Here is a 26,451-nt window from a genome sequence, read left to right as displayed (position 1 = left end):
TCCGGTACGGTGGCAAGGTCTATGAGACCTAATGGACCACCGAGCAAGGCAAATCGGTGGCACCGTCGCCTGCTGGGTTAGACTTTCTACGGTTGCCAGAAGTTCTGGGGGAATCGCCAGAGGGTTGACCGTAGACGCTCTGGCACTGCTCAAAGCCGATTAAACCTCTATTTTCCTTAAACGTTCTCTAAAGATTTAAGAAAATGTAACAATAAATTAAAATTCATTTGTTAAAATTTGCTGAAAGGAGATCTGAAATGTAAAAACTATAGGGAGGATACTAATGAAAAGACGACCCATTATTCTATTATTATTTGTAGTAATGATAACTGCTTTATTGACAGATGATGTAAATGCAAAAGCAGAAAGTAGTAATAGAAAAGCAACTATTCTATACTTTAATGATGCCCATGAGGTGAGTCCAGTTGTCAACGATTATGGAGATCGGGGTGGAGTGGCGAGGCTTAAAACAGCTATTGATCAGGTCCGAAAAGAGAATAAGCATACACTCGTAGCATTTGGTGGTGACTTAGGTGGAGGAACCTTATTTGGCGGTGTATATCAAGGGTTTCCGATGGTAGAAGCTTTCAATCGAATAGATATTGATATAGCCAATTTTGGACAGCATGATTTTGATTTCGGTTCTGAAGTGACGAAAGATTTAGTTAAGACATCAGCATTTCCGTGGATTTCTTCTAATTTAGTAGATCCAGAAGGAAACCCATTTGCCGACGTAGCCACCTATAAAATCTTTAATAAGCGGGGAATTAAAATTGGCATCATTGGACTTACGGATGATATGAATACAACAACAGTGGATGATCAAGTAAAACAGCAGGATATGATTCAGTCAGCAAAAAATGCTATTGCCAAGATGAAGAAAGCGAAAAAAGTCGATGTTATCATTGCCTTAACACAGGAAAGCCTGGAAAAAGACAAACAATTATTAGCAGCAGTTCCTGAAATAGACGCGGTCTTCACCGAAGAAAAGGCGGAAAATCAATCTTTTATCCATGAATGGAATGATCGATATATTTTTGCCCCAGAAGGCAATATTGGCTCAATTATCCAGTTGGATATTAGTAAAAAAGGAAAAAATATTCGCTTAACACCTAAAATCATTAAAGTCGATCACACGGTGCCGGAGGACCCGGAATTAAAGGCTTTTGCAGCTTACTATCAGGAAAAATTGGAAAAGGATTTAGGCCAACCCATTGCCCAAGTAGGAATACCACTCATCTATGGGGAAAACCATGAGTCAAGGTATCAAGAAACGAATATTGGTAATTTCATTGCGGATAGCTATCGTTCCTATTTCAAAGCAGACATTGGGCTAATGAATGGTGGTGGAATTCGTGCGAGCGTACCGGCAGGAAAATTTACATTGCGTGATGCTTATTCCATCCTTCCATTTCGGAATAAGGTGATTTTGGCTTCTGTTACAGGAGAAACGATTCGAACAGCTCTAGAACACGGAGTATCCAATGTAGAAAATCTGGGTGGCGGTTTTTTACAGGTTTCTGGAATCACCTATTCTTATGATCGGAGTAACCCGAAAGGAATGAGGGTTGATCATATTTTAGTAAATAACCAACCACTTGAGCTACAAAAAAATTATACAGTCGCAATGCCTCATTATATTTTTAATGGTGGAGATGGATTTACGATGTTCGATCCGAATACGCTAATGGTTGAAGAAACAAATGCTCGTACCGATGCGGAAGTGTTAATAGAGTACGCTAAAAATATAGGGGTCATCCATGAGACAATAGAAGGAAGGATTACGGTATTGGTAGACTAAGCTGTTTGCTTTCTATACAACATATATACTACCTGTGAGTAGTACCTTATTTAATGATTATGGAAACCCCAGGATATGCCAGGGGTTTCAGAAAGTTTTAGAGTGGTGACTTTTTTCCATTACACTCTTTAAATTATTATATATAGATTGGGATACCTTGACTTTCGAATAGTGCTACATCTAAATGTTCTTGCTATTTTCAAACCTTTTATATACAAGCGCCAGCAACATGGCAGGAATAGTACACAAAATCATCCCAATAAAGGATAGCTTCGGCTCGATCTCATACAAATATCCACCTAGAATCGTGAAAACAGCTGTGCTCCAGCTAAGGGCTAACGCGGAATAAACACCTTGTGCCTTTGGTATTTGTCGATGTGGAATGTTCTTAATTAAGTATTTCATAAAAGCATAATGTGCCATCGCGAACGATAATGCGTGCAATGTTTGGGCAATAGCGAATATGATTACATTCGGAAAGACAAAAACTAAAATCCACCGCGCAGATGAACCAATAGCTGAAATTGTCAGTAAGGCGCCAATCGAAAATTGATTAAATTTTTTATCGGCTATCGAGAAAAAGACAATTTCCGCAATTACGGCAATATTAATGATAAAACCAATCAAGTAGGTAGGTGCCTGAATCTCTTGTAAAAAAATATAGCCATAATTGTAATAAGTAGCATGTGATGCTTGTAATAAAATGACAATAACCAGAACTAGGCGGAAATGCTTGATACGGAATAATTGAAATAGCCCTTCTTTTTTAGGTTGGTCCATTGGTGGCTTTTCGGATAAAATCATCGGCGTTTGTACAAAACCAAGGCTTACAAATCCGATGACACCACATAATAGTGACCAAAAAATGATTTCGTCTCCATATAAGCCTGTAAAAATGGTGATAATCATGCCGATGGAGACAAAGCCAATTGATCCCCATTGTCGACTTCTGCCATAATGTTTTAATTGTTTACTCTGCACCAGAACACCAGCAACACTATCTAAGGCAGGCATTAATGTTGGGTAAAACAGGTGTAGGGCGCTAGTAGCGATTAATAAACTGGTAAACGAATTTGCCGGTATGTAACAGACAATCGCCACAAGTGTTCCGATCCCCATTATACTCAGTAGTCTTTTACTACTAACCCTTGCAGATAGATAAGGAAAGGCAAATAAAGTAGAAACTCCCCTGACTACCAATCCTAAGCTCATGATCAAGCTAGCTTCTGAGACGGAAATCCCTTTTGTATCAATCATCCAACCTGACCAGTAGGGTAGAAAAATCCCCCATGTCAAAAAGAAGCTAAAAAAATGTATACTCATCCAGCGTTGTGTGCTCATTTCATGTCCCCCTCATAGATTGCATGATAACATGGAGATAGAATGAAGTAATAGGAGATATCTCATATTTTGAGGTGAAGGTATGGAAATTTATAAAAATAAAAAGAAAAAGATCTATTTGGAAAAGAACTCTATTGCCCATTTATTTTCCTTTCCCGTGGAGGATTTTATCGAAGTCCGTGAGTATCAACGGAATGATTGGATTATTCAAGAAGGTAGGAGACCAGATTATCTCTTTTACGTTATCGAGGGAAAAGCAAAAATATATATAACCCATCAAAATGGCAAGGTATCGTTAATTAATTTCATTAATGCAAAGGAATATATCGGAGAAATGGAATTATTACATGATGTGTATTATACAAAAGGGATTCAAGCATCAACGAAGACGATTTGTTTTGCTATTCCTATTCATTACTATCGCAAACAATTGCTAGAAGACGCGAAATTTCTACGGGAATTATCCAAGTTTTTGAGTGTAAAGGCTTCTATCATGGCAGCTAAATATACTCAAAGTCTAGCATTCCCGCTAGAAAACAGACTTGCGGATTTTATTTTACAAACGGCTGATGGAGGAATCTATAAGGAGAAGCATGTGACAGTTTGTGATTATTTAGGTGTTTCCTATCGGCACTTATTACATGTGCTTACCCAATTTTGTGAGAAGGGATACTTAGAAAAGGAAGGCAGAAACTATCAAATTAAGCAGCATCAATCCTTGCACGAACTTGCTGGGGTATTGAAAAATTAGAGAGGAAAATCGACAAGTATCCCATTTGTAGGTTTTCTCCTTCGTCAAGTGTTCCTCCCATGCTAAAACGTCACAATCTCCCGCAGAGCTCACCAACAATAAAGCCCTAATTTCTTGATTCAATAGGTAAAATCCCTGCCGAAGAATATCAGATTTTCACGATAAAAAACCCTTTTACTAGCCTAGTTTTGACAAATTATTTACAAATCTAGTGATAGGATAATAGGTATTACCTATTGATAATAGAAAGGAGAACGACTATGGGAAAAACTAAAAAAGTATTATTCCTGCTATTTTTTCTTGCGCTAGTAGGAGGTCTATCATTCCCTACGATGGCAAGTGCAGAGGATGGGGATGGGGAGTATAACCCAGATCCAACTGCCAAAGAGATAGATGCAGAATTTCGCTCTGAGACAGTAGAAGAGGCTCTGAAGGAAGGAAAGGTAGATTTTAGTAGAGCTTTCATACAAGGTAAACAATCACAAACCCCTTCATCCGTCACACCTGATGATATTGGTGTTTCGAAGCCATGGGTGACGGTGAATAATGTAACAGGACAGTACGTCCTTACCTCTTTCACCCTAAAAGGTGTAGGCGAATATGGGGAGGTGTGGGTATCGAATGAACTGGCGTATCCGGAAGAAGATCCTAGAAATGAGGAAGAATTATCGGTTATTACCGATCAACAGGTTCAATATCTTTTAAATGAATTTGATGAAAAAATCTATGAACAAGAGGTGGAGTTCTTTGCCCCACCAGCTGAGCGAAAGGGAGATAACTCCATGTTCCCTGAATATCATCAGGACGATTCTGGGCGTGTGGTGATCTTAATCGATAATATTAAGGATGAGAATTATTATGACCCGAATTATCCGAGCTATATTGCAGGATATTTTTCTCCAGCTATCAGTGAATTTACCGATCGCAATGTCATGACGATTGATAGCTTTGATTGGGCAAGTCGGACAGGCCCTGATGCGGAACGCCCATTTTTATATGAAGGAACCTTTGCACATGAGTTCCAGCACCTATTACACCATGATAGTGATGGGGCCGAAGAAAACTTTATCAACGAAGGGCTAGCTGACTTTGCTCAATTTTTAGTAGGGTATGGTCATTCCGATTCACATGTCGACTTTTTCATGAATAATCTAAAAAACTCCTTAACCCAATGGGGGGATCAGTCCGATCTACAAATACTAGGTGACTACGGAGTTGCTTACCTTTTTCAGCTTTATCTGAATGAACAATTTGGATCAGAATTTCTTCAGAAGGAATTCAAGCATCCGGAACAAGGTATTGATAGTATTAATGCCGTTCTAGAAGAGATGGGAAGTAAGCGTGATTTTAAGGAAGTCTATCAAGATTTTATGATGGCATTAGTGATAGATGGAAAGTATCAAGGAGATAATAAGACCTACCAATTTCAATCCATAGACTTAGAACCTAATCTAGAAGCAGCAGCAGCGTTAGATAAGATCGCTCCAGCTTGGGGAACTGATATAAAATTTATTACACCGAATAAGAAGATTGATCATTTATATTTTAAAGGGATTGATTTCCTCAGTACTAACTGGGAGGCAGTCAGTGATCCAGATAAGGGTCAGGTCCTCTGGGGGAGTGAAGGGGACCAAGCCGATAATTTTCTTATAAAAGAGCTAGATCTCACTGGCGAAACCAATCCTGTTCTATCCTTTGAAACAAAATATGAAATCGAAGAAAATTGGGACTATGGCGTGGTTCAAGTCTCAACAGATAATGGACAATCATGGACTTCGTTGGCCAATGAACATACAAGTGGTGAGGTAGATGAAAATGGCTATCCAGCAATCAAAGAAAATGTTCCAGGTTTTACTGGAAGCTCAGGTGGCTGGACAACAGAAAGCTTCGACCTATCGGCATATGCTGGTCAAAAGGTTCATCTCGCATTCCGCTACATGACAGACTGGGCTCATAATGAAGAGGGCTGGTACTTAGCCAATTTAAAAATAAATGATAGATTAATAGATACAATGGAATCGACGGAGTCTTTCATGAGCCTAGAGCAAGTAACAGAGGAGTATGTGGATTATCAAGTGCAGTTTATCGGATTTAAGAAAGGGAAGGCAATAGGAAAAGCGAATCATGTGAAAGTCATTCAATTCCCAAATTTACTCAATATGAAGGAAAAGGATAAGATCGATCTGAAGGATATGTTAAAAAGCGCCCAATATTCTAAGATTTTAATGATGGTTACGTATGCACCTAAACCAGGTAAGGGTGGAAGTGCGGAGTATGATTATGAAGTAGTGATGAAGGGGAAAAGGAGATAGCTGATTCTCTTTTCATTGTGACCGGATGTATATAAATACAAAGGGTTGTGTGAATAAAAGCCGTTTGATGCTTGCAACACCTAACAGCTTAGTGCAATAGCCCTTTAAGGGAAATAACCACCTATTTGCTAACCGGCTTGGGTGGTTATTTTTTTAAAAAGAAATGGTGGTATAGCACAATTATTTTACTTCTAATTCGTACAGGTACATATTCCTTTCTTACTTTCATTCACATACTTATTTCTTTCAGCGAAGGATAAGATGATTAATGTTATTAAAGAGAAGATGCAAGTAATTATTACATTCCAATACGTATACTTTGTGGACAATTAAATTCCTCTTCCTTTTTTCCCGCATGCCTTCAACGAGCCGTTACCTACAGGTAAACGTAAATCTCTTTTTAAAATTTTTTCATTTAACTATTGAACAACACGTTACGTGCTGTTTTATACTATAGAAAATAAGGATGAGGTGAAGTAATGTACACGATTGGAAAACTCTCGAAAAATACAGGAGTTACTGTGAGGACATTGGATTATTATGATGAAATTGGTCTGATTAAACCTTCATCAAAAACGGAGGGAGGGCACCGCTTATACAGTGAGGATGACGTTATGCGGCTGGAACGAGTTTTAGCTTTAAAATATATGGGATTTTCTCTGGAGCAAATTAAAGATATTCTGGAAAATTCCACTTCGACCTGGCAAGAGTCGATCCAGCAGCAGCTGGAATTGGTTAAACGAGAACAGGAACGTCTGCAGGTCCTGGAGCAAGCACTGCTTGGTATCTCGTATTCCATTGAGATCGAGGGAGAAATTAACTGGAAAATTATTTTTAATATTATTCAGCTTTATCAACAGGATCCTGAAGATGCCTTACAGCAATATAAAGATTACTTGAATGATGATGAAATGAAAAAAATCATGGATATGAATGTGCAAAATATGAGTGAGGAGGACATAAGGACATGGATGAAGGTCATTCATGATATCAAAAATAATCTGAACATTGATCCGGCTTCAGAAAAGGCACAGCAGCTGGTGGAAAGCTGGTTAAACCAAGCAGAGAAAATGTATGGAAATGATGAAGAATTACTGGGAGATATGTGGGAAGCACTGCAAAATTTAAAGGAAGGCATTGCTTTTTACCCAATGAACAAAGATGTTATTCAATTCATTGAACGTGTTTTTATAGTAAAGGAGGAATTAAAAAAATGATCCTCGATATAAAAGGTGTTACGAAGATTTTTCGTAGTAAAGGAGAATCCAAAATTGTTGCCAATGACAACATCACATTTTCGATTAATGAAGGAGAAATATTTGGGCTTCTTGGACATAATGGTGCAGGAAAAACGACGTTGGTTAATCAAATATTAGGACTATTATCACCTGATCATGGTGACATTCATTTGCTGGGGGAATCAGTAATGCAATCATCTGCACGTGCCAGGTCCATTTGTTCCGTACAGCCGCAATCCCAAGTGTCATTGGGCTTACTTACTCCAAAGCAGGCAGTGACGCTGATAGGGAAAATGCGGATGGGTAAAAAGTTTGAACCAAAGCGGGTGGGGGCGCTATTTGAAGCGTTGGATATGGGGGCTTGGGCGAATACAGAAGGCGAAAAACTGTCAGGGGGAGTGCGAAGGCTGACAGCCTTTTGTATGGCGGTGATCGCCCCAGGTGAGTTAGTGATCCTTGATGAGCCAACCAATGATGTTGATCCGGTTCGCCGAAGTTACCTTTGGCAGGTAATACGGGACTTGACGAAAAACGGGAGCTCCGTTATTTTAGTAACGCACAATGTTCTCGAAGCAGAAAAGGCAGTGGATCGGGTGGCTATTATGGATAAAGGAAAAATAGTGACACAAGGGAATCCATCGGAAGTAAAAAGTTTAGTAGGAGACCGAATGCGAATAGAACTTAGTCTGGAAAAGGAATTTAAAAATATCGAGGTTCCTGGCTGGGCACTTTCCCCGCATCAAAACGGATCCCGTCTTATTTTCTCTTTAGACCCCTCAAAAGTATCATCCACGATTGATTGGGCAAAGAATCAGACAGATAAAGGACTTGTTATAGACTACTCCCTGTCTCCCACTACAATTGAGGATGTTTATATTGAATTAACATCTAAAAAGGGGGTAGTATCGTAATGAATATGGCCAGCCATTATCAGTATGTTTTTCAAATGCAGCTTCTTAGAAATGCAGGGTTTTTTATATTTATGGCTTTATTACAAATACTGATATCCATAGGGATTGTTATAGGATTTTCCTATCTTATACCAAACCCTGATACGGAAACGATTCTATTTTTAGCAACAGGAGCCCCAACGATTATTTTGATTATTGCAGGAATGGTTATCCTGCCTCAGCAAATTGGTACTGCAAAGACAGATGGATATATGGAGTACATGCGTACCTGGCCTGTGAGTCGCTCCGTTATCCTAGGGGCAGATACAACCATATGGTTATTGATTACCTTGCCGGGAATAATTGTTTCATCTATTGTTGCACACCTCATGTTCACTCCGGGATATGATATCTCTTGGACGGTAGTTCCGGCACTACTCATGATTGCATTAACTTCAATTGGTGTTGGATATGGATTTTCCTATCTGTTGTCACCTACATCCTCAATGGGTATTTCCCAGGTTGTTGTATTTGGAGCACTTATGTTTTCACCGGTAAATTTCCCAATGGATCGGCTGCCCGAATGGCTTCAGTCACTTCATGCAGTGTTACCAATTTATTCGATGGCAGAAGTGATGCGTGCTTCCCTAGCTGCATCTACCTTTGATGCAACGATGGGAAATTATATTAATTTAATGGTATGGTGCATTTTAGGATATGGTGGTGCTATATTTATTTTGAATCGGAAATAACGGTAAAAAAAGGAAAAAGGACTTGGAGGGAAGTCCTTTTTCTGTTTCTGTGCATTAGCATTGCTTATATAACAGTCTAATTTGTCCTGCTAATTTACAAAAGGCTGCTAAAAAAAGATAAGCATATAATAAAATACATACATTATTTAGATTATTGCTGGATTCTTCAAGCTATAATTTCAACTAAAATCGAGCATTTCCCTCGATCATATGAAGAAGCATTATTAAGAGTTCAGTGCCAAACTCCGTATTCATTAATTTTTTATGTGCATATCAATATAACGAACACGTTCAATAGTAAAGACTAAATTTTTTTGGCAAGGTTCTCTTTATCCATTATCTATGAGCACAACTATGCTAATTATATCTCTTACTGAACTAACCTGCTCGTAAGAAATACTTAATAATTATCTATAAAAATCTGGTCTAACTAAGAATTTGAAATTTAGAATCACTTATTTACATATTATTCTTTGTTCTGTAAAGGATATAAATAACAATCATCTTAAATCACCTTGGAGGTTTCTATGAGAAACAATAATATTAGACTTACTTCAACTGAAATTGGCGGCATGTGGACTACATATATGCAAGATAGTATGGCTGTTTGTTTTTTTAAATATTTTCAACATCATACAGAAGATAACGAAATTTTGACAATAGTTGAAGATGCATTAGTTACGTCACAAAATCACCTTAAACAAATTGAAAAAATATTTAATGAAGAAAACCTTCCAATTCCAAACGCTTTTACAGAAAATGATTACCATTTATCAACTCCACCATTATTTTATGATTTATTTTCACTTTCTTTTGTGTACGGTCTGAGTCGACTCGCAATGCCTACATATGGAAATATTGTTTCCACTGTGGCTCGTAAAGATATTGTTGAATTTTTCAGCAATTGTATGATTACTTCAAAAGACTTATATAACAAAACTCTAAAACTTATGCTTTCTAAAGGGATTTATGATAGACCCCCTAAAATTCCATATCCTAAAGAAGTTTCATTTGCTTCGGATAAATCATATTTAGGGAATTTTTTCGGAAGCAAAAGACCTTTAAATGTAGTAGAGTTAACCGAATTATTCTTTCAAATTGAACAAAACTATTTTGGTACTATTTTACTCACTGGTTTTCTACAAGTGGTAAAAGATAAAGAAATTAAACAGTATTTCAAGACGGGTAAAAAACTAGCAGAAAAACAAATTAATATTAGTATTGAAATTCTTCGAAAGGATGGTATGCAAGGCAATGTTCCCGTTAGTTTAGAAGTAACAGACTCCACTACTGCACCATTTTCTGATAAATTAATGCTTTATATTATTAACTCGTTGAACTCCAGTGGGATTAATTATCTAGGACATGCTCTTTCTACAACAATGAGAAAGGATTTAGGTACAAAATATTTCCGACTTCTACCTGAAATCTTAACGTATGCAGAAGAAGGACTTGAATTATTAATCGAACGTAACTGGTTTGAGCAGCCACCACAATCGTTAGACAGAGAAAAACTAATAAAACAAGAAAAATAATTTTTTTAAATTACTTTTAAATAATCACGCTTTAAAAAATTTAATATCAACATAAACTACATGAACTAGAATTTTTTGATTACAAAACCTCTACAACGAAACTGATTCTTTAAAAAAAGAGTTGATATAGGTTATCTGCTTTAATTATTTGAAGAGTACATATTGAGATTGTCATATAATGACTTGTAGAGTTTACATTTAAATTTTTCTTACTTTTCATACTGTTTACGGAACTGTAGTGGTGAGATTCCCTCTTGCTGCTTAAAGCAACTTGAAAAATACGGTGAGTATTGAAATCAGACATAATCTGCAATTCGAGTAATCGTCCAGTCTGTCTTGATCAAAAGAAGTTTGGCTTGGTCCAGTCTATATTGATGAAGGTAGGCCATTGGGGTACAGTGAAAAACCTCCCGCATACACCGGATAATATAATTTGAGTGAAAATGCAAAGCCTCTGATAAATCTCTATTACTTATTCGTGAACGATAGTGCCTTTTGATATATGCTTCCGTCATCTCTGCAAGCTGTATGGAAGGTGAAAGAACCTCTGTTTTTTGCTTATTCTCAATAATTTTCAGCAAATCGATGAACAATTGTTGTTCCTGCCAGAAAGCATGACTTCGATGTTCCGTAGATAGTCTAATTAAACGTTGGATTAAATCGTATACCTGCGTTGATTCAGTCATGTCTTCATATTTAGGTAGCATGATGTGATATGACTCTATTCTGCTCAACTTGCCCTTCCCTCTGAAATTTGAAACAGAGGAATGAGCGTCGTTCTCCTCCGGTCGGGCTGCTTCCTTAAAATGTAGCCAATAAAAACAAGTCTCATCATCACATGGATTTACTGCGTAATGATACTTATCCGGGCACAATATGAGCATTTGGCCAGGAGAAACCGCCCAGTTCTGATCTTCTTCCCCTATATAAAGTCTACCACTGACGACTACCAACAAATCGAAGACACCAATACGATTTCGATCAGGATGCTGTTCTCCCGGAAAGTAGGTCACTTTGCCACATTCCAAATAATAAGGCAACGGTGGTGAATAGATGGAAAGGTGTTTAGTTGCGCTGATTTAGACCATCCCTCTCTGCTTAAAATATATTAGTGTGAAATTTTATAATAATTAGGTTGGATTCACTTATATTTTCTATTTATTATAAACGTTATAATACTATTTTGTAAGGTTACTATTTTGATGTTTTTATTTTGATAGAACACTTAGAAAGGTAGAGATTGTATCATGTTGTTAACTCCAGAAACTTTTAAAAAACATTTCGAAACGTTTAACAGGCATGACGAAGAAACTGTTATCCAGCATGTTGATAATGCTACAGCCTGGGACTGGCTTCGTGATCAGATTCCTCTTTTTCATTGTCCTGATTCTTACTTAGAAGAGACTTATTATTTTCGCTGGTGGGTGTATCGAAAACATATTAAGCTAACTTCTGACGGATTCGTGATTACGGAGTTTCATCCCTCCGTATCTTGGGCAGGTAAGCATAACACGATCAACTGTGCTGTAGGACATCATTTAAATGAAGGTCGTTGGCTGCGAAACCGCCAAGACTTTTTAAAGGATTATATCTTGTTTTGGTTTAAAGGGAACGGAAATCTCCGCTCTTATAGCTGTTGGATAGCAGATGCTGTTTGGAATTATTGTAAAGTAGATGGTGACTTCCAGCTCGCAATTGATTTACTACCGGATATGATCGAGAACTATATAATGTGGGAGAAAAGTAATCGGAACGAAAGTGGCTTATTCTGGTCAATTGACGACCGCGATGCAATGGAGATTTCTATTAGCGGATCTGGTCTAAGACCAACTCTGAATGCCTATATGTATGCCGATGCAATGGCGATTGCCAACATTGCACGCCTAGCAGGAGATGATGAGTCGAACAAAAGGTTTAAGGAAAAGGCGAATCAGTTAAAACAGCTTGTCCAAAAGTATTTATGGGACGAGCATGCGCAGTTCTTCAAGGTCATCCCACTGAAAAACTCAAATGACATGGTCAAATATTGGGATTTCCAAAAGATGGACCCAGCTTATAACGTACGCGAGCTACTTGGATATATCCCTTGGGCTTTCCATCTTCCAGACTCTGGTTACGAACAAGCGTGGACGCAGTTATTAGATACTGAAGGTTTCTATGCTCCTTACGGGCCCACAACTGCAGAACAACGTCATTCTCGATTCATGTTTTCCTATGAGCACGAATGTCTATGGAATGGACCGTCTTGGCCATTCGCCACATCTCAGACGTTAACGGCAATGGCTAACGTATTAAATGATTATGAACAGCAAGTGATTCATAAAGAAGATTACTGGAACATACTAAGCACTTATGCGCAATGTCATTACCGTACAAATGCTGACGGCAAGTCGGTATCCTGGTTGGATGAAAATATTGATCCTTTTACAGGTGAATGGCTGTCCAGACGGATATTAGAGGAATGGGGTTGGCCAGAAAACAAAGGTGGCCGTGAACGTGGGAAGGACTATAACCATTCTACATTTAACGATCTAATCATTACCGGACTCATTGGGTTTCGTGTAAGAGAAGATGGTAGTTTTGAGGTGAATCCACTTGTTCCTAAAGAATGGGAATATTTCTGTTTAGACTGTTTGTATTCTCATGGCAAAGAAATCACTATCATTTATGACAAGCTCGGCCTTCAGTACAACATGGGAATAGGTTTAGCCGTTTATATTGACGGTATAAAGGTTGCATGCTCGGAGGAATTAGGTCGTCTTGTCGTTCTTAGCAATGTTAATAACATCTAATGAGCCACATTACCCAATAAGAATCCTCCCTCCAATGTGAAGAGGGCGGTTCTTTTATTTTAGTGCACATGAAGAATCTACTATGCACTAAAGAATGACGACTTTTTTATTCAACATTCCTATAATTCTACACAACCTTACTAAAGCTAAGTAAGGTTATTTTTCATTATTCTTGAAAATTCAATCTTAGAGGATATGACAGTATACCTAACTCTCTATAAGGATTTCTACATAATTAACGATATAAGTAACGATAGCTTAAAAAACATAAACATATCCTCACAAACCAATATTAATCTAATTTGGAAATAAGAGATTGGATCGATACAATAGATAAGGTTGCTTTTATTACATTATTTTGGGTAGGAGGATATACATAATGAATAAACAAAGGAAAAACACTTTTGTTCAAAAGGGTATATTGATCGTTTTAGTTGGTGTCATTGCCCTAGTCTTAGCAGGATGTGGAACAAGTGATACTACTAGTAACGCATCGGGTGAAACAAAAGAAGAAATCATCGTAGCAGCTGTTCAAGATTACCCACCATTTGAATATAAAGAAGATGGAAAATTAACAGGTTTTGATGTCGAATTAGTGGAAGCGATTGCAGATAAGGCGAATCTATCGGTTAAATGGAAAACGATGAAATTTGATGGAATTATTCCGGCACTTCAAGCTAATCAGGTAGACGCAGCTGTGTCGGCTATTGGAATAAGAGAGGATCGTTTAGAAGTGGTTCATTTCTCTGATCCCTATTTTGAATCTGGTTTATCCTTAATTACTTTAAAAGATAGTGCAGTTGAGGAAGAGGCAGATTTAGAGGGAAAAACAATCGTAGCCAAACAAGGAACGTCCAGTCTGAAGTTAGCGAATGAGCTTGCAGAAAAATATAATGCAAAAGTCACGAAGCTCCAGGATGATGCGACAATGTATATGGAATTAGAAAATGGTAATGCCGATGCGGTGATCAATGATTATCCTAGTGTTGCTTATAAAATCAACCAAGATGGAGGGGACTCCAAGCTTCGATTAGTTGGGGATAAGTATCCGAGTGAAGACTACGGAATTGCCATTTCAAAAGGTAGTGAAGAGCTAGTAGACAAAATCAATACTGGTCTTCAGGAGCTAAAGGATAGCGGTGAGTTTGACGAGCTTTATAGCAAGTATTTTGCTGAATAAGAAGTCACCGGAAAAATTTGATCCAACCAAAAGGTGTGGCGGCTTGTCACACCTTTTCTAAGAGAAAGAGGGATACCACGTATGATGGAATCGATAAATATAATTCTTGAGGGATTACCCACCTTGTTAAAAGGGATGGGGATGACAGTAGAAGTAACGGTTATATCACTTATTCTTGCCATGATTATCGGACTGATACTGGGTGTATTTAGTATTACGAAAAGTAAAGTCTTAAGAGCGATTGCCACTGCTTTTGTGGATATCATTCGCGGGACACCATTACTTGTGCAAATCTTATTTATTTACTTCGGTATACCCAGTGTAGTCGATATCAGTCTTACCGCATTTTCTGCAGGTGTGATCGCGATAACAGTTAATGCTACGGCCTATTTAGTCGAAATATTCCGTGCGGGAATTAATTCGATTGATAAAGGGCAAATGGAGGCAGGAAGAACAATCGGGCTTTCTTACGCCCAAACAATGAGGCTGATTATCTTGCCACAAGCTACACGGCGTATGATTCCGGCATTTGTTAATCAATTTATTGTCAGCATTAAGGATACCTCACTCCTTTCCGTGATCGGGTTGGCCGAACTAACTTTATCTGGACAGTCTATTTACGCGGTTAATTTTCGTGCATTCGAAATACTATTTGCGGTTGGTGTATTATATTTTGTTATTATTTATTCCTTAACCTTATTCTCTCGTTGGCTTGAAAGGAGATTAGATGTCGCATGAAAATGATTGAAATTCAAAATCTTAAAAAATCCTTTGGGGAGTTAGAGGTTCTAAAGGATATTAATATGAGTGTGGATGCACAAGAAGTAGTGTGTGTTATCGGCCCTTCTGGTTCAGGAAAGAGTACCTTATTACGTTGTATGAATCGATTAGAAGAACCTACAGCTGGGGATATTTTTATTGAGGGAGATAATCTGACTTCTTCTAAGACAAATATTAACGAGTTACGCCAGCGGATGGGAATGGTATTTCAACAATTTAATCTCTTCCCACACATGACCGTAATGGAAAACATTACGCTTGGACCGAAACGATTAAAGGGTAAATCTCCAGCAGAAGCAAAGGATTTAGGAATAAAGCTACTCACAAAAGTCGGATTAGTAGACAAGGCGGAGACCTATCCCGATAACTTGTCTGGCGGACAAAAGCAACGGATAGCAATGGCTCGTGCCCTAGCGATGGAACCTCACATTATGTTATTTGACGAGCCTACCTCCGCTCTCGATCCTGAAATGGTCGGAGAGGTCCTTCAGGTTATGAAGGATTTAGCGGAAGAAGGAATGACGATGATCATCGTGACACATGAAATGGGCTTTGCCAAGGAAGTCGCCGATCGTGTAATTTTTATGGATGAAGGCTTCATTGTAGAACAAGGAACGCCTGATGAATTATTTAACCATCCACAAAACGCGAGAACCCAAGCATTTTTGTCAAAAGTATTATAGCAAAGGAGAAGTGCGCTACCTCAAAAGGTAACGCACTTGATCACTTCTTATAATTCTTCCCCATTCGTAGCAATCACTTGCTTATACCAATCAAAAGAATCCTTCTTGGAACGGTTTAATGTTCCATTTCCGTCATCGTCTTGGTCGACATAGATAAATCCATAACGCTTCGACATTTCTGATGTGGACATACTGATTAAGTCGATTGGCCCCCAAGCTGTATAACCCATTAGGTCCACGCCATCTTTGACAGCTTCCTTCATTTGCTCGATATGTTTTCTTAAATAGTCGATTCGGTAGTCATCATGGATGGATCCATCTTCGTCGACTTTATCAAAGGCACCAAGTCCATTTTCCACAATGAATAATGGCAGGTTATAGCGGTTGTGGAAATCACGAAGCGCTACACGAAGCCCTTTAGGATCGATTTGCCAGCCCCAATCTGAGGTTTCGAGGTATTCATTTTTGACCGCACCTTTAATCATATTCCCTGCTACCTCGTCATGCTCCCCTTGAGTAGCTACCGTCATCGACATGTAATAGCTGAAGGAAATGAAATCTACGGGATATTGCTTCAAAATTTTATCATCGCCGATTTCTTTTTCAATCGTGATGTTATTTTCCGCAAAGTAGCGATTCATGTAGCTAGGGTATTCGCCTTTTGCATGAACATCCGTAAAGAAAAGGTTGAGATCATTCTGATGCTGTGCTTCCAAGATATCATCTGGATTATTCGTATGGGGATATGTCTGCATACGTGCAAGCATACAACCAACTTGTACATCAGGAATAATCTCATGAGCCAATTTCGTAGCGAGTGAACTTGCCACGAATTGATGATGTGCCGCTTGATAGGCAATTTGTTCTTTTGTTTTATCAGGGACTTTATCCACTAATATTCCGCCACCAGTGTATGGGCTATGTGTGATCACATTGATTTCATTAAAGGTCAACCAGTATTTCACTTTATCTTTATAACGAGTGAAGACTGTTTCGGCATACTTTGTAAAGAAACCAATCACGCGACGGTCATACCAGCCATTGTATTTACGAGATAGTTCAAGTGGTGTTTCATAGTGTGATAATGTCACCAATGGCTCGATATCATATTTTTTTAGTTCATCGAAGACATTATCGTAAAATTGTAGTCCTGCTTCATTCGGTTCTGCATCATCTCCATTTGGAAAAATACGTGCCCAGTTGATGGAGAGACGGAATACTTTGAAGCCGAGCTCTGCAAATAGCGCGATATCCTCTTTGTAACGGTGATAGAAGTCGATGCCGTCCCTTTTCGGGTAGCGGTCGTTTACTTTACCTGCTAAGACATCTTCAATATAGTCTGCGGTCACATCCATGGAGAAATTGTGGATGCCTCGCTCTTCTTTCGGAATATACTTTACCATATCGGCTGTGGAAAGGCCTTTTCCATCCTCATTATAGGCTCCCTCTACTTGATTGGCAGCTGTAGCACCACCCCATAAAAATTCAGGCTTGAAACCTTTGATTGCTTTTGTCATGAAATGTCACTCCTTTTATATAATTGGAGAGCACGCAAAACATGCCCCCCATTGTTCCTTATTTGACAAGGGATAATAAATGTTCTCCTTCGAAAATAGGACCATCTGCATTAATTGGTAAAACATCCAAGTACTCAGCTGTGTTGGTTACGACAATCATCGTCACGGTTTCGATCTCTTTTTGGCGGATTGCTTCACGGTCGAATTCTACTAATGGTTGTCCGACCTCGACGCGATCGCCTTCTTTAATCAATCCGTTAAAATGCTCTCCTTTTAAGGAAACTGTATCGATTCCTATGTGAATAAGAATTTCCTCGCCATGATCCCCTTTAAGCCCGATCGCATGCTGCGACTCTGGGAAAACCATGATTGTACCCGCAATTGGTGCAACTACTCGATCTTCTTCTGGCTCAATTGCAATTCCTTTTCCCATAATTTCTTGTGAAAAGGTCTGGTCAGATACTTCCGCTAGTGGCACAATGGTCCCTTTTAAGGGAGATTGAACCATGATTTCTTTTCCAGTTGCTTCTGTTGTAGTTTCTTTTGCTTTGGCTACCTCTTCCTTAGGCTGTGTACTTGCTGTAGTATCTTCTTCTATATCCTTAAAGCGGAAGATGAGTACTAGAATAAATGGTAGTACAATAGCAAGAGCAAATAGGACAATCGATACGATGAGACTTGCTGATTCTCCAGCTGGATCTGCGAAGACTGGTAGGGCAAAGATACCGATAATACCACTCATTGTATATGCCTTTAATCCGTACCATCCTGCGATAGCACCGAGAATACCTGCGGAGACTAAGGCTAAAACGAATGGTTTCTTCAGCTTCATGTTCACCCCGTACATCGCTGGTTCGGTAATACCGATAGCTGCAGAGATACCACTAGATAGACCAAGCTGCTTCATTTGTCTGTTTTTCGAAATGACAGCAACCCCTAATGCTGCACCAGCCTGGGCTGCGTTACTAATAAGCATCATCGGCATGACCATATTGTCATAGCCTAAGGTCGCTAAGCTTGTAATCGCAATTGGTGCAAAGGCATAGTGCATTCCTGTCATAATAATCAATGGCATAAATCCTGCAAGTAATAGACCTGCAAATAAGCCAGAGAATTCGAATAACCAGTTGAAAATGTCAGAGACAAAGTTACCAATGTTCGTTCCTAATGGTCCAATCAGCCATAGGGATAGTGGAAGAACAATTAAAAAGGCAATCATTGGTGCGAACATTAGCTGAATCGCAGACGGAATGACTTTTTTTACGAGATCATAGACGTATTTTAATAAAATGACACTTAAAATAACTGGAATAACACTTGTATCATAATTTAATAGAGGAATATTAATAATTCCTAGCCCTAAGAAATCTAGTGTATCAGGACCGCCACCTTCTATTGCATTAAATGCTTCGATTAAGCTTGGATACATTAAGGTACCTGCAACAATCAGTGCGAGGTATTCATTTGTACGCATTTTTCTTGCAGTGGAAACCGCAAGGAAGAACGGTAGAAAGTAAAATACACTATCTCCAATGGCGTTTAATACCATGTACGTATCGCTTTCCGTTGTCAGCCAACCGACCGTTGTAAATAATGCTAGAAACCCTTTTAATAGACCTGCTCCTGCAAGTGCTGGTAGGATCGGGGTGAAAATGCCAGATATAAAATCCATCACTAAGGAAACAACACTTTGTTTCTGCCCGGATTTTTCCCCGTCCCCACTTCCAGCGCCTCCGACTAATGGTTCTACCTCGGCAAATACATCGGATACATGATTTCCAATAATGACCTGGAACTGATCTCCGGAAAATTGTGCACCCATTACGCCGTTAATTTTTTTAATTTCCTCAATTTCTACTTTGTCTTTGTCATTTAGGTTAAAGCGAAGCCGTGTGACACAATGCCATGCTTGATTTACATTTTTCGCTCCGCCGATTTTTTCGACCACCTGTTGTGCGGTCTCTTTATGTGAAGCCATTGTTTTTCCTCCTTATGTTAGTTATTTTTTAGGTTTTGTTTGCTAGCAAAAAAAATACCCAAATAGGACAAGTGCTTGGTGCACTTAACCTAATTGGGTAATGCCTAATTGATCATTTCTGATCACAAGTAACAATCCTCATTGTTGCTATTCACTTTTTTGGCGGTTTGTGACGCGCCAGATATGCAAGGTTAAATATAGTTTTTCATTGGTTGAGACTGTCCAGCCATATTTTTGCTTTAATAGTGCTGCGATCTTTTCCACAGCCTGATATGCTTTTTCATATTTGGTTTTGACAACTTCTAAAAGTGTCTGGTCCATTTCCTCACTATCAACAGGATCTTGCTTGTACTGTCGGATGAAGAAATAACGCAGATGTGTAATAAAACGTGTATAGTTTAATGATTCTTCATCAAGCTTAAGTTGAAAATGGTACTGCACAATTTCTATGATGCGGTTAATCACTTCCGTCATTTTCAATGTTTCTTCGATTTGCGTTTTTTTAGACTGTTGTCCATTGACGAAGTGATAGGTTAAGAATGTTTCCTCGCTTTTAGGAAGAAGTACATCAAGACGGTCAAATACAAGACGTATGGCATCCTTTGCCGCTTTGTATTCTTTTGGATATAAATTTTTCACTTCCCAACGAGTCGTATCGGCATAGTCAATACTCTCATGTGCTCGTTTGACCGCAAAATTCAAATGGTCAGCAAGTGTTAAATAGATATTATGATTAAAGGTAACCCCTAATTGGGATTCCGTTTGCTTAATGATCTCAACGGATACATCTAAAACCTCAGAATCCATATCTTTTAATACTTGTAGTAAGGGTTTTCGCGTTGGTGATTGCTCTGCTACAAACTTTCGTCTGATGCTAGAATCATCAATTGGATCCCCTTTCTTTTTTTGAAAGCCGACCCCCGTACCCATTACAATCCACTCAAGCCCAGAGGAATCTTCTACTAAAGCCACATTGTTATTAAAGGCTTTAATATATTTCAAAGGTCATTCCCCCATCTTCTAAAACGCATTCTTATCATACGGAAGTGTATTTGGAACATGGTGATGCCTGATCGAATCAGTAACAATCCATCATAATGATATATTAATGGATAAAATGTACCATGCTTCAGGATAAATGTCAAATAAGGGTGGTAGTGAGAAAATGGTAGGAAGAGTGGATGAATAGACGAAGAAAGAAAGTTCACAAAATGTTCACTTATGAGAAAAGTTGGTTCTTGTTATACTGATGATCTGTTTGATTTAGAAAGGATGGGAACTATGCCAACAAATAAAAAAGAAAGTATCATCTTCGGTCTTATGATGTGCTTTGGGATGGTCGCTGTAATGTCTACCTACAATCTCCTCATAAGTGGGAATATCCAACATTTAACCTTACAAAATATAGTTATCGAAGTCGTTTTAGGATTTATCATCGCATTATTTTTAGATTTTTTTATTGTCGGACCATTTGCTAAGAAAATAACATTAAAGCTACCTTTTGCTCATTCCAGCAAACTATTATTTGTTCTTTGTATGTCTACATTGATGATTTTGGGTATGGTATTTTTTATGTCTATGTTTGGTTTCCTCATGTCCTATTTTGGCCAAGGTTTAGAGGGAAGAAGTATGATTAGTGCTTATGGAACTATTTTTATTCGAAATGTTGTCCTGGCACTTCCATTGCAGCTATTAGTAATGGGACCAGCTGTACGATTTATCTTTTCGAAGTATTTTCAAAAGAGAGGGGTAGAGTTGTCTAGCTAGGGGAAGTAGAAAGAGAGATAATCTGATTTTCCCTTTTTCAAGGAAAAATGTATTAGGTTGATGTTATAATGGAGCTAACTTTTGAACTTCCAGCTAAGCCTTTTTATTTCGATGAAATACGCCATGATGGTGTTTTCAAATAAATTCCTATATCAAACATTCTTAGGAAGGAGAGAGTTGAATGGCGACATTAGATACCCAAGAAACGATTCGTCAGTCGATTGATCATCTTTATCAAAAGAAGGATTATCTTCCGGAATTAACAGAGGAAGAGCGTGTGAAGAGGTTTGAGTCTGCTAAGGAGGTTTTGACAACTACGGATAAAGTCATCAAGGGTTACCTTCGTGTCAGAAGAGATAACAGTCAAATTGTACGGATCCCCGCATATCGTGTTCAGCATAATAATATTGCTGGTTTTTACAAAGGGGGCATCCGTTTCCACGAGGCCGTTCAAGAAGAGGAAGTAGAAAATTTAGCGGTATTGATGACATTAAAGAATGCACTTCATCGTCTGCCTTTTGGTGGTGCGAAAGGTGGGGTAGTCATTGATCCGAATTCATTTTCGGATCGTGAATTATTTAGAGTTTCTCAAAAATATGTGCAACGCTTTGCCAATGATTTAGGCCCGACACATGACATTCCGGCACCAGATATGGGAACGAATGAACGCGTCATGGATTGGATGGTAGGGGAATACAAAACGATTCATCCCGGTCAAAATTATCAAGGCTCCTTTACTGGGAAAAGTATTATCAATGGTGGTGCGAGAGGACGTAGAGAGGCGACGGGAAAAGGTACATATTTTAGCTATTGGTGGCTTGTGGAGAAATGTGCGCGTCAGTATGAAAATCGTGTGGAAGCTATCCAGAGTGATGTTGGAAGGGAGCAGATGCAATACCTTCAGTCCCTTTATGGAAAAAGTGATCGTGGGGAGTCGATTTCCTTTGCAGTACAGGGCTTTGGTAATGTTGGTGGAGTGGCTGCATTAGAAGCTTATAAATCAAGTGATCTTCATCATCGTGTGGTTTCTGTTAGTGATGAGGGTGTCATGCTCTATCATGAGAAAGGGTTGGATATTCCTCGATTAGTTGAATTTGCTCGGGTGCATAATCATTTACCGAAAACAGAACAGCAGCTACAGGATGCGGGAGTAGAAGCAGAATTACACAATCGTGATGATATTTTGACCATCGATGTAGATGTATTATTATTAGCTGCACTTGAGGACCAGATTACTTTAAACAATGTAACAGATGTTCAAGCAAGAATTCTCATTGAAGGTGCCAATGCACCTATATCTGGAGAAGCAGATCAAGTGTTGAAAAAGTCAGGCCGAATCGTTATTCCTGACATTCTAGCCAATGCTGGTGGTGTGATTGTTTCCTATCTAGAATGGAAACAGGGACGGATTATTGAACGGTATTCAGAAAAAGCGGTTTTTGGTGAGATGTATCAGCATATGGAAGAAAGCATGCGCGAGGTTTTTGACAGCTACTTTCAAGGAGAAGATTTGAAAAGCATCCGAGACATATGCTATATCAACTCTGTGCAGAGATTATTTACCCTGCTATATCGACATGGGAAATTATATTAGAGAAATAATAACAGAACAGCTCGGCAATTGCCGGGTTTTCTTTTCGTTATATAGAGAGCTCTTATTGTGGCGCGCGAGATGGTCAGGATAGAATAGCTGTATCTAGGCGAAGTCCTCTCACAATCGCGAGATAACCAAGATATATTGTTTTGTCTAGGCGAAGCCCCCTCAAATCGCGAGATGACCAAGATAAACATCTAATAAAAAAATCCTCCTCTTCATACGACATTAGCCGATACTATACATTAAATTAAACATATACTTATAATGTATATGTTTATGTTGAGCAAAAAGGCAACCGTATGAGTTAGAGAAATTGTTCGAAGAGGCAGGGGTAGAAGTATGCGAGATAATAAAAATTTATTGCGTGACTTATTTCGTCGTGGATACAATGCATTTAAAATAAAGGACTACGAAAAAGCATATGAATTGTTCGCAGAGGCAGTTGCACTTGATCCTCAAAGTGCACAAGCGCATGCATGGCTTGCGGCTGTTTATGGACGTCAAATTGATGAAGCATGGAGTTTGGCGGATAAAATGGATCTTTTTCAAAAAATGGAACAGAAGATTACGATTGCTCTTGAAAAGGACCCGACATTGCCACTAGCTAGAAGGATGAATGGTTCTAAACTATTAAATGCACCAGATATGCTTGGAGGAGATCCTGCTGAAGCCGCTAAAGAATTCCGTTACTGTATCGAGCAAGGAATGAATGATGGAGAAATATGGGCATCCCTTGCTAAGTGTTATCTTAAAGCGGCTGACTACAGAAAAGCAGAGGAAGCTGTAAAGGAAGCCCTAGCGATCGAGCCAGATAATGAAGAGGCATTGCAAGTATGGCAAGATGTTCAAGAAAAAAAGTAAAGCCATGAAGAAATCACCACAGCCATTGTAGCTATGGTGTTTTTTTATTGTTATTGGTTGTCTGTTTTTATACAGCACGAAATAACCACATGATGTGGTGGTGACTGCTTGACCAATTTTTCGTAGGTCAACTACCTACTGGGAGGAGTCTTTCTTTAATCCATTCGACAGCATTTCCTTTCCCGATGTCACCGCACCATTGCGTAAGGTAATCGCCATCTTTCTTAAGAACATTTTCAACGACTGATCTTCATCGGTTACGACATCATCCATTTCCGTTCTTATCCGAGTGACGCCTTTCATTAATGCATCGGTAACAATCGGCTCTGAATACTCTCTTGCTTCCTTTATGACTTTTTTTACTTTATCATTTGCCATTTATCGCCTCACCTCCCTTCTAGTACGCCCTTTTGCCTAAGTTGTTTACTGGGAATTGTCTGGGATTTGGTTCTGGGCTTCATTAACAATCCTTCTGAGTAAACTAGCAAACGGTCCTTCAGGCTCTGTTCTGGTCTCAACAGCAGGCTTCCCTTCCACTAGCTTTAATTTTGATAAAAGAAGGCGTTGAAAGGCTGGGTCTTGTGTTTCATTTTTCAGCTTTCGCCAGCATATACCAGCATCCTGATTACGGCCCATTCGATAGTAAACCTCACCTAATTCATAAATGAGCTGCCAATATGCTTTCGAATTAAGAAATCCTTTGCCACGCTCATGACTTTTGATCAAAAAAGTATAATCATCAATAGCTGTGTGCCCTCTGTTGAAATGCTTTTCCGGTAATTTATGGGCAGCCTTACCCCGTAATAAGCGGATCATGAAGTTTTGCGGGGAAAAAATTACCGCATCATCTAACAGCTTCAGTCCTGCCTTCGACCACCTTAATTTCTCTAGTGGATTGGTTTTGTCTCTAGCAATTAAAATCATGATGCTACCATGATAGGCATTTAATAGAGGGATGTTAGCATGGTTAGAACGCACCTGTTCGAGCGTTTGATGCAGAGCTTGCACAGCCTTTTCATCCCCATTTACGGCATCCTTGTATAGAGAATTAATTTGAGCATAAGCCGTCTTTATCTCTTCTTCACTTCTCATTGCCAATCGCTTCTCCTCCTTTCTTTAATATTCGATCGTTACTTGGAGTAGCGCTCTAGAACACGATCTGCTTCGTCAGGCTTCCCCATATTCTCGTAAGCTGTTCTTAAATCCCTTTTTAAATCTTTTACCTGGTTTTTTGTAAGATAGCTAGAGTCCTTCTGATAGTGATTTAGTAGAAAGGTGATATCCTCCACCGCTGTTTTCGAGCATTGGAAAAAAGATTCCGGTAGACGTAAGCAAACATTGGAGCGTAACATACGAATTTCCTTGTCTTTAGGATCCATTGAAATAGCTTGATTTAAGGCGTCTAATCCTTCTTGTGCCTTATCTGCCTTCTCAAGAGGCTGAGAGGCGTCTCTTCCCAAAAGTGCGAGAGTGCTACCATAATAGGCTTCAACTAGCGCATTATTAGAAGCAGAGTTACGTAGCTTTAAGAAAATATGATAGGCTAGCTTAACTGCCTTTTTATCTCCATCCACACCTTTCATAAAAAGCTTCTTTCCTTCTTCAAATTGCTTCATTCCCATTTACTCCTTTTTGAAAATATTTGAGCCAATGACCATTATTTGATAGACCTGTAGCGCTGGTAGTGGTATAAAGCGTGAAATTCTAAATTGAGGATCATAGACATAGATTCCTCCATCCAACGTACAATTCGAGAATTCGTGAGGAATACGTAAGATGTGTCTCATCCTACTTTGACCGATAAAGAGTGCCTTTTCTGTTATGCCTAGGCCACGAGTAAAGCCTGGAAGCTGGATCGGGGTACCACTTTCTACTACGGCACGAAAGGACATCGAGTCACAATAGGCTAATTCATTTTGATGCATCATTACTGAATGTGGCATATACAGGTCCTTTACGACGACATGATGCTCCGGAGTGAAACGAAGCTTACTGGTAGGATCAAAATCTGTTAAATCAATAGATATAATGGCACCGTTTTTCTTCATTGGCTGCATAAACCATTTGCCAAAGGGGGAAAACATCGAAACATACAATGTATGGCCATCTAACCAGATGTCATTGATATGATGGACGTCTTTATCATCTACATGAAATCGGATTTCACCTAATCGCTTTAGTGTTGCTGTATCATAGCATCCAATTGTATTGTTAGCCGTTTCTACCACTAGCACAACTTGATCATTCAACCTGACGATATCGTGGAAATCGAGCTTTGAATATTGTTTTTTCTGAATGACTTGGAACTTCTGGTCCATCACAATAAGCTCATTATTATCTGAAGCGACAAACAGCTGGTTATTTACTAGTGTCATGCCAGAACAGCTTCCGGTATAGAGTTTTTCCAGCCTGTTTTGTTCGAAATCTAGTAAAAATAGGCCACCCTGGTCAGATTCACTAGATGGACAGCTGACTAATAGACGTGTGTCAATATGTTGAAAATCTGGATCATTCTCCAATCTGTATAACAAACGGTACTACCTCCTCCTTAAAAAATAGTTTGTGCTAGATACGATATGTTGGGAACGATGAATCGTTTGGATGAAATACCTGATTTGGATTAATTGATATATTTGTCCGAGTCAAGTCTCTTCTTCTGTGCATTTAATATGGAGT

General features: G+C 38.9%; 23 protein-coding genes. 14 read left to right on the top strand and 9 right to left on the bottom strand.

Annotation, left to right across the window (positions count from 1 at the left end; all coding sequences use genetic code 11):
- The first annotated feature begins 283 nt into the window (after positions 1-283).
- The gene (locus ACZ5R4_RS12310; RefSeq protein WP_464367386.1) at positions 284-1,801 is read left to right on the top strand and encodes a bifunctional metallophosphatase/5'-nucleotidase; all 1,518 of its coding nucleotides are present in this window, start codon (positions 284-286) and stop codon (positions 1,799-1,801) included.
- Between the two features lie 180 nt (positions 1,802-1,981).
- On the opposite strand, the gene ACZ5R4_RS12305 is transcribed toward ACZ5R4_RS12310, so the two are convergent.
- Entirely contained in the window at positions 1,982-3,142 is a 1,161-nt protein-coding gene (locus ACZ5R4_RS12305; protein ID WP_109983286.1) for an MFS transporter, read from the bottom strand.
- 82 nt (positions 3,143-3,224) lie between these two features.
- Here ACZ5R4_RS12305 and yeiL point away from each other — a divergent pair, with 82 nt between their 5' ends.
- From yeiL to ACZ5R4_RS12275, 6 genes are all read left to right on the top strand, one after another.
- A complete protein-coding gene (gene yeiL, locus ACZ5R4_RS12300) occupies positions 3,225-3,893 on the top strand; it encodes a transcriptional regulator YeiL (protein ID WP_464367385.1) in 669 nt (222 codons plus the stop codon).
- Positions 3,894-4,153: 260 nt separating this feature from the next.
- Positions 4,154-6,205: a choice-of-anchor J domain-containing protein gene (locus tag ACZ5R4_RS12295; protein WP_464367384.1), complete on the top strand. Its 2,052-nt coding sequence runs from the start codon at positions 4,154-4,156 to the stop codon at positions 6,203-6,205.
- Between the two features lie 479 nt (positions 6,206-6,684).
- Positions 6,685-7,422: a MerR family transcriptional regulator gene (locus tag ACZ5R4_RS12290; protein ID WP_054859995.1), complete on the top strand. Its 738-nt coding sequence runs from the start codon at positions 6,685-6,687 to the stop codon at positions 7,420-7,422.
- On the top strand, positions 7,419-8,354 hold the full coding sequence (locus tag ACZ5R4_RS12285) for an ABC transporter ATP-binding protein (RefSeq protein WP_464367383.1): 936 nt from the start codon (positions 7,419-7,421) through the stop codon (positions 8,352-8,354). Before ACZ5R4_RS12290 ends, ACZ5R4_RS12285 begins: the two co-directional genes overlap by 4 nt.
- On the top strand, positions 8,354-9,085 hold the full coding sequence (locus ACZ5R4_RS12280; RefSeq protein WP_109983282.1) for an ABC transporter permease: 732 nt from the start codon (positions 8,354-8,356) through the stop codon (positions 9,083-9,085). Before ACZ5R4_RS12285 ends, ACZ5R4_RS12280 begins: the two co-directional genes overlap by 1 nt.
- Before the next feature lie 527 nt (positions 9,086-9,612).
- Complete coding sequence (locus ACZ5R4_RS12275; protein WP_054859996.1) at positions 9,613-10,620, top strand: DUF3231 family protein; 1,008 nt, start codon at positions 9,613-9,615, stop codon at positions 10,618-10,620.
- 296 nt (positions 10,621-10,916) lie between these two features.
- Here the strand turns inward: ACZ5R4_RS12275 and ACZ5R4_RS12270 are convergent, their stop codons facing one another.
- Positions 10,917-11,633: an AraC family transcriptional regulator gene (locus tag ACZ5R4_RS12270; RefSeq protein ID WP_245902247.1), complete on the bottom strand. Its 717-nt coding sequence runs from the start codon at positions 11,631-11,633 to the stop codon at positions 10,917-10,919.
- Between the two features lie 237 nt (positions 11,634-11,870).
- Here ACZ5R4_RS12270 and ACZ5R4_RS12265 point away from each other — a divergent pair, with 237 nt between their 5' ends.
- From ACZ5R4_RS12265 to ACZ5R4_RS12250, 4 genes are all read left to right on the top strand, one after another.
- Complete coding sequence (locus ACZ5R4_RS12265) at positions 11,871-13,412, top strand: MGH1-like glycoside hydrolase domain-containing protein (RefSeq protein ID WP_464367382.1); 1,542 nt, start codon at positions 11,871-11,873, stop codon at positions 13,410-13,412.
- 379 nt (positions 13,413-13,791) lie between these two features.
- Positions 13,792-14,592, top strand: coding sequence for a basic amino acid ABC transporter substrate-binding protein (locus ACZ5R4_RS12260; protein WP_109983279.1), 801 nt, complete (start codon positions 13,792-13,794; stop codon positions 14,590-14,592).
- 81 nt (positions 14,593-14,673) lie between these two features.
- Positions 14,674-15,330 (top strand): amino acid ABC transporter permease, encoded by a 657-nt coding sequence (locus ACZ5R4_RS12255; protein WP_054789022.1) that lies wholly within the window; start codon positions 14,674-14,676, stop codon positions 15,328-15,330.
- Between the two features lie 2 nt (positions 15,331-15,332).
- Positions 15,333-16,055: an amino acid ABC transporter ATP-binding protein gene (locus ACZ5R4_RS12250; RefSeq protein ID WP_109983466.1), complete on the top strand. Its 723-nt coding sequence runs from the start codon at positions 15,333-15,335 to the stop codon at positions 16,053-16,055.
- Positions 16,056-16,102: 47 nt separating this feature from the next.
- On the opposite strand, the gene ACZ5R4_RS12245 is transcribed toward ACZ5R4_RS12250, so the two are convergent.
- The 3 genes from ACZ5R4_RS12245 to ACZ5R4_RS12235 all read right to left on the bottom strand — a co-directional run bounded on the left by ACZ5R4_RS12245 (position 16,103) and on the right by ACZ5R4_RS12235 (position 20,552).
- Positions 16,103-17,572 (bottom strand): glycoside hydrolase family 1 protein, encoded by a 1,470-nt coding sequence (locus ACZ5R4_RS12245; RefSeq protein WP_109983278.1) that lies wholly within the window; start codon positions 17,570-17,572, stop codon positions 16,103-16,105.
- A gap of 58 nt (positions 17,573-17,630) precedes the next feature.
- Positions 17,631-19,550: a beta-glucoside-specific PTS transporter subunit IIABC gene (locus tag ACZ5R4_RS12240; RefSeq protein WP_464367381.1), complete on the bottom strand. Its 1,920-nt coding sequence runs from the start codon at positions 19,548-19,550 to the stop codon at positions 17,631-17,633.
- A gap of 147 nt (positions 19,551-19,697) precedes the next feature.
- A complete protein-coding gene (locus tag ACZ5R4_RS12235; RefSeq protein WP_109983276.1) occupies positions 19,698-20,552 on the bottom strand; it encodes a PRD domain-containing protein in 855 nt (284 codons plus the stop codon).
- Between the two features lie 279 nt (positions 20,553-20,831).
- Between ACZ5R4_RS12235 and ACZ5R4_RS12230 the strand changes: the two genes are divergently transcribed.
- From ACZ5R4_RS12230 to ACZ5R4_RS12220, 3 genes are all read left to right on the top strand, one after another.
- A complete protein-coding gene (locus tag ACZ5R4_RS12230) occupies positions 20,832-21,317 on the top strand; it encodes a DUF2798 domain-containing protein (protein ID WP_109983275.1) in 486 nt (161 codons plus the stop codon).
- Positions 21,318-21,498: 181 nt separating this feature from the next.
- A complete protein-coding gene (locus ACZ5R4_RS12225; RefSeq protein ID WP_109983274.1) occupies positions 21,499-22,911 on the top strand; it encodes a Glu/Leu/Phe/Val family dehydrogenase in 1,413 nt (470 codons plus the stop codon).
- A gap of 342 nt (positions 22,912-23,253) precedes the next feature.
- Positions 23,254-23,775, top strand: a complete 522-nt coding sequence (locus tag ACZ5R4_RS12220; protein WP_054860004.1) for a tetratricopeptide repeat protein — start codon at positions 23,254-23,256, stop codon at positions 23,773-23,775.
- A gap of 135 nt (positions 23,776-23,910) precedes the next feature.
- Here ACZ5R4_RS12220 and ACZ5R4_RS12215 read toward each other — a convergent pair whose 3' ends face one another.
- From ACZ5R4_RS12215 to ACZ5R4_RS12200, 4 genes are read right to left on the bottom strand one after another with little or no spacing between them, the layout of a single operon-like run.
- Positions 23,911-24,153, bottom strand: a complete 243-nt coding sequence (locus tag ACZ5R4_RS12215; protein ID WP_054860005.1) for a hypothetical protein — start codon at positions 24,151-24,153, stop codon at positions 23,911-23,913.
- 45 nt (positions 24,154-24,198) lie between these two features.
- Positions 24,199-24,873, bottom strand: coding sequence for a hypothetical protein (locus ACZ5R4_RS12210; RefSeq protein WP_464367380.1), 675 nt, complete (start codon positions 24,871-24,873; stop codon positions 24,199-24,201).
- Positions 24,874-24,905: 32 nt separating this feature from the next.
- On the bottom strand, positions 24,906-25,391 hold the full coding sequence (locus ACZ5R4_RS12205) for a hypothetical protein (RefSeq protein WP_464367379.1): 486 nt from the start codon (positions 25,389-25,391) through the stop codon (positions 24,906-24,908).
- Positions 25,392-25,397: 6 nt separating this feature from the next.
- Complete coding sequence (locus tag ACZ5R4_RS12200; RefSeq protein WP_109983272.1) at positions 25,398-26,306, bottom strand: DUF4915 domain-containing protein; 909 nt, start codon at positions 26,304-26,306, stop codon at positions 25,398-25,400.
- Positions 26,307-26,451: the final 145 nt, after the last annotated feature.

Source organism: Gracilibacillus sp. JCM 18860 (assembly GCF_055395245.1).
This window is presented reverse-complemented; position numbering and strand designations above follow the sequence as displayed.